This is a genomic window from Kribbia dieselivorans NBRC 106261, from assembly GCF_001552435.1.
GTDB lineage: Bacteria > Actinomycetota > Actinomycetes > Actinomycetales > Dermatophilaceae > Kribbia > Kribbia dieselivorans.
In genome coordinates this window covers 1-4,444 of the sequence record NZ_BCRE01000023.1, presented here as the reverse complement: position 1 = coordinate 4,444, position 4,444 = coordinate 1, and the positions used below count along the sequence as shown (strand labels likewise).

At 71.6% G+C, this 4,444-nt stretch carries 4 protein-coding genes; 3 read left to right on the top strand and 1 reads right to left on the bottom strand.

Annotation, left to right across the window (positions count from 1 at the left end; genetic code table 11):
- Positions 1–1,959 (bottom strand): MFS transporter (locus tag KD1_RS02230; protein WP_068396905.1); only part of this gene is annotated, 1,959 nt, incomplete at its 3' end.
- 167 nt (positions 1,960–2,126) lie between these two features.
- Between KD1_RS02230 and KD1_RS02225 the strand changes: the two genes are divergently transcribed.
- From KD1_RS02225 to KD1_RS02215, 3 genes are all read left to right on the top strand, one after another.
- A complete protein-coding gene (locus KD1_RS02225; protein WP_068396902.1) occupies positions 2,127–3,068 on the top strand; it encodes a glucosyl-3-phosphoglycerate synthase in 942 nt (313 codons plus the stop codon).
- Entirely contained in the window at positions 3,065–3,925 is an 861-nt protein-coding gene (gene folP, locus KD1_RS02220; protein ID WP_068396899.1) for a dihydropteroate synthase, read from the top strand. Before KD1_RS02225 ends, folP begins: the two co-directional genes overlap by 4 nt.
- Positions 3,925–4,444: class III extradiol ring-cleavage dioxygenase family protein (locus tag KD1_RS02215; protein WP_068396896.1), on the top strand; the 520-nt coding region annotated here is incomplete at its 3' end. The genes folP and KD1_RS02215, both read left to right, overlap by 1 nt.

Here is a 4,444-nt window from a genome sequence, read left to right as displayed (position 1 = left end):
GGGGGTCGGGGTGGGCGCGGCGGCGGGGGTGAGGTCGATGTCGACCGTCACGGACGTCGCTCCGGACGCGAACGGCACCGCCCGCGTGTGCGACCCCTGCAGATCGATGCCACTGGCGACGAAGCGTCCGTACTCGCGGAGGTCGATGCGGTAGGTCCCGTCCGGCGCGACGCGGGCCGCCGAGACGTACTCACCAGACCGTCGGGTGATCACGACGCTCCCATGACTGACCGGAGCGCCGTTCAGCGTCAACCGACCGAGCACGGCGGTGCGCTCGCGGACAACGAGGTCTTGACTCTCCAGCTCCGGGTGCAGGTCGATGAGCGTGCTCTCCGGGTCCCATCCGTCGGCCGAGACGACGAGCAGGTGGCGGCCCTCGTCGGGGACCGCGATGGTGTACGTGCCCGAGGCGTCGGCGCGGTCCCAATCGACGTGCACCCCGTGCGGACCCATGACCGTCACCATCGCGTGGCCCAGCGGAGTGCCGTCGGGCTCGCGGACCACCCCGCGCAGCACCCGCTCCGGAATGCCGACCGCCTCGGCCGTGGCCTGGTCGAGCCCCGGAATGCGGAACAGGGGTGCGACGAGAATCGTGGCGACCAGCGTGACCACCGACGCCCAGAACAGCACCATCATCATCGAGTGCGTCGGATACACCCGGTCGCCGACCTGGATGGCGCTGGCCGCGATGACGGCCGCCACCGCCGCGCTCGCCACCGACGTGCCGACCGAGCGCATGAGCGTGTTGAGGCCATTGACCGAGGCGGATTCGGTGGCCGGGACCGAGCGCAGCAGGATCGTCGGCATGACCGCGTACGCGATCGAGATCGCCGCGCTCGTCAGGGCGAAGACCAGCGCGATCTGCCACAACTGCGACGAGAGGAACACCGACGCGACGAACCCGACAGCGGTGGCGCCGGTGCCGATGAGCATCGTCGTCTGCGGGCAGAACCGCGCCGACAGCCACGCGGAGATCGGCGCGAACACCGCAAACGCGACCGTTCCGGGGATCATCCACATCCCTGCGGCCATGGGCGACTGCCCCAACCCACCGATCGACGTCGGGGTCTGCAGCAGTTGGCTCGTGACGAGCATGTTGATCATCACCGCGAACCCCAGCCCGAGCCCGGCGGCGTTGACGAGCGTGACCGCCGGCCGCGCGGCCGTGCGCAGGTCGACGAGCGGGTGCGCCACGCGCAACTGATGGGGCACCCACACCGCCGCGAGGATGACCACGCCGACAACCCCGAACGTCGCGGTCTGGGCGCTGAACCAGCCCCAGGTGCCGCCCTTCGAGATCGCCAGCAGCAGCGCGACCAGACCGAGCGAGAGCAGGATCGAACCGGCGATGTCGAACCGGCCGCGGCTGACCACCGACGACTCGGGCACGACCCGCGGCAGGAGGATGACCAGCGCGACCGCCAGCGCCCCGGGCAGCCAGAACGTCGCGTGCCAGTCGGCGTAGCGCCCCAACGCGCCACCGAGCGGCACACCCAGCCCCGCGCCGAACGACAGCGTGGCGCTGAGCAGCGAGACGCCCAGCGGCACGCGGTCGGGCGGCAGTTCGTCGCGCATGATCGCGATACCGACCGGGAGCATGGCGATCGAGGTGCCCAGCAGCGCCCGGGCCACGAGCGCCGGGGCGAGGGTCGTCGAGAAGGAGCCGATCAGCGATCCGAGAATCATCAACAGCAGGGTGACGACGATCATCCGGCGCTTGCCGTACGCATCGGCCAGGCGCGAGATCACCGGTGTTGCGACGGCTCCGGAGAGCAGGGTGACGGTGATCATCCACGGAGCGTTGTCGGCGGTCGTGTGCAGGATCTCGGGCAGATCGGGGAGCAGGGGCAGCAGCAGGGTCTGTTGCAGCGAGACCAGCACCCCGCACAGCGAGAGGGTGACCATGATGAGGTTCGGGCTGGCGACGCGTCGCTCCGGCTGGGCTGTCGTCGTCTCCACACCGTCTCCTGCATCGTCACGTCATGTGTCGTTGTGTCGTTGTGGGCGCAGGCTATCCCAGCCACCACCCCCGCCGAGTGATGGATCCGCGTGGCCCATACCCGGGTATAGGCCACGCGGATCCATCACTCAGCGTCAACCGCGAGTACCCGTAGAGTGGGCGAGACATGGGTGAGATGACGACGGACGTGGCCGCACTGGCGCGCCTGAAACGCGACCGCGGGCTGACGATCAGTTGCGTCATCCCCGCGCGCAACGAAGCGCCGACCGTGGGCGGGATCGTCGCGCGGGTGCGGGCCGAGCTCGTCGACGCGGTCGGCCTGCTCGACGAGGTCGTCGTCATGGACTCCGATTCGACCGATGACACCGCCGCGGTCGCGGCCCGGGCCGGAGCCGTCGTGCATCGGGCGGGTGAGGTCGGTCCGGTCGGTCTGGGGCCGGCTCCGGGCAAGGGCGAGGCCCTGTGGCGCTCGCAGTTCGTCACGCGCGGTGACCTCGTCGCGTTCCTGGACGCCGACCTCACCGTGTGGGGCACGCACTTCGTCTCCGGCGTGCTGGCGCCGATGATCACCTCCGACGACATCGTGCTCGTCAAGGGCGACTACGAACGGCTCGCCGCCGACGGGGACATCGACGGCAACGGAGAGTCCCACGCGCCGGCCGGGGCCCAGGGCGGGCGCGTCACCGAACTCATGGCGCGGCCGGCGCTCAATCTCTGGTGGCCCGAGTTGGCCGCGATCCGCCAGCCGCTGGGCGGGGAGTGGGCGGTGCGTCGCGACGTGCTCGCGCAGGTGTCGGTGCCCACTGGCTACGGCATCGAGATGGCCGTGCTCATCGACGTGTACACCCGCCACGGTCTCGGCGCGATCGCGCAGGTCGACCTCGGGGCGCGCGGGCACACGCATCAGGATCTGGCCGCGCTCGGGGCGATGGCGGTGGAGGTGTTGGCCGCGGCCGATGCCCGACGAGGGCGGGCGTCGGCAGCCTCGGTCGTGCCGCTGACCCAGTACCTGGGCCGCGGCGGTGAGGTCCGCGAGGTCGTCACGCCCGTGCGCGTGGGCGAGCGACCCCCGGCCGCGACGTTCGCCGAGTACGGAGCGCCACGATGATCCGCCTGGGCCGCCGGGAGTTCGCCGACGACGCACGTCTGGTCATGGCCGTCGTCAACCGCACGCCCGACTCGTTCTTCGACCGTGGCGCGACCTTCGGCGACGAGGCGGCGATGGCGCGCGTGCGGCAGGCCGTGACCGAGGGCGCGGAGATCGTCGACATCGGCGGGGTCAAGGCCGGGCCCGGTGATGCCGTCGACACGTCCGCGGAGATGGACCGCGTCGTCGGGTTCGTCGCGGCCGTGCGCGCGGAGTTCCCCGAGGTCGTCATCAGCGTCGACACGTGGCGCGCCGACGTCGGGCGGGCCGTGTGCGAGGTCGGCGCGGACGTGCTCAACGACGCGTGGGGTGGCTACGACCGTGAACTCGCTTCTGTCGCAGCCGAATTCGATGCGGCGCTGGTGTGCACCCACGTCGGTGGAGCCGAGCCGCGCACGCGCCCGCACCGCGTGCACTACGACGACGTCATGGCGGCGGTGCTCGAGCACGTGCTCGCCGAGGCGGAGCGGGCGGTCGCTCTGGGCGTGCACCCGAGGTCGGTGATCATCGACCCGGCGCACGACTTCGGCAAGAACACGTGGCACTCGCTCGAGGTGACGCGTCGCCTGGCGGAGATGAGTGCGACCGGGTGGCCGCTGCTGGTCTCGCTCTCGCGGAAGGACTTCGTCGGCGAGACCCTGGACCTGCCCGTCGACGAACGCCTCAACGGCACGCTCGCGGCAACGGCGATCTCGGCGTGGTTGGGGGCGAACATCTTCCGGGCGCATGACGTGCGAGCGACGCGGCAGGTGCTGGACATGGTCGCGTCGATCGCCGGTCAGCGGCCGCCGACGCGGGTCGTGCGGGGGTTGGCGTGATGGCCGTGGCGGAGGCGCGTGGGGCCGGGGGAGTGCGGGCCGTCGCGTTCATCCCTGGGGCGCCGCTGCTGCTGCGCGAACTGACCGGCGCGGTCGATGTGGCCGCGTCATTGCGGAGCCTCGTGGCGAGCGCTGCCAGGGAGGTCACCTCGGTCGGCGGCGAGGTGATCATCGTCGTGCCGGCCGATCAGCAGCCCGTGGCCGAGACGGTGGCGCGGCGCGCGCTCGGGCCCGACCACGGCGCTGACGTGAGTGTCGTCGAGATCGCGCCGCACGAGACTCGGGCACGGTGTGCCGAGATCGGGCGCGAGCTCGCCGAACGGGCGTGCGTGCTCATCGTCGTCGGCGGCGGCAGCGCCCGGCGCAGCGTCGCGGCGCCGGGATACCTCGACGAGCGGGCCCAGCCGTTCGACGCCGATCTGGCCGCGGCGTTGCGTGACGTCGACCTCGAGACGCTCGCGAACGTCGATCCGGCCCTGGCCGCGGAGTTGCTCGTCGACGGCCGGGCGCCGTGGCAGG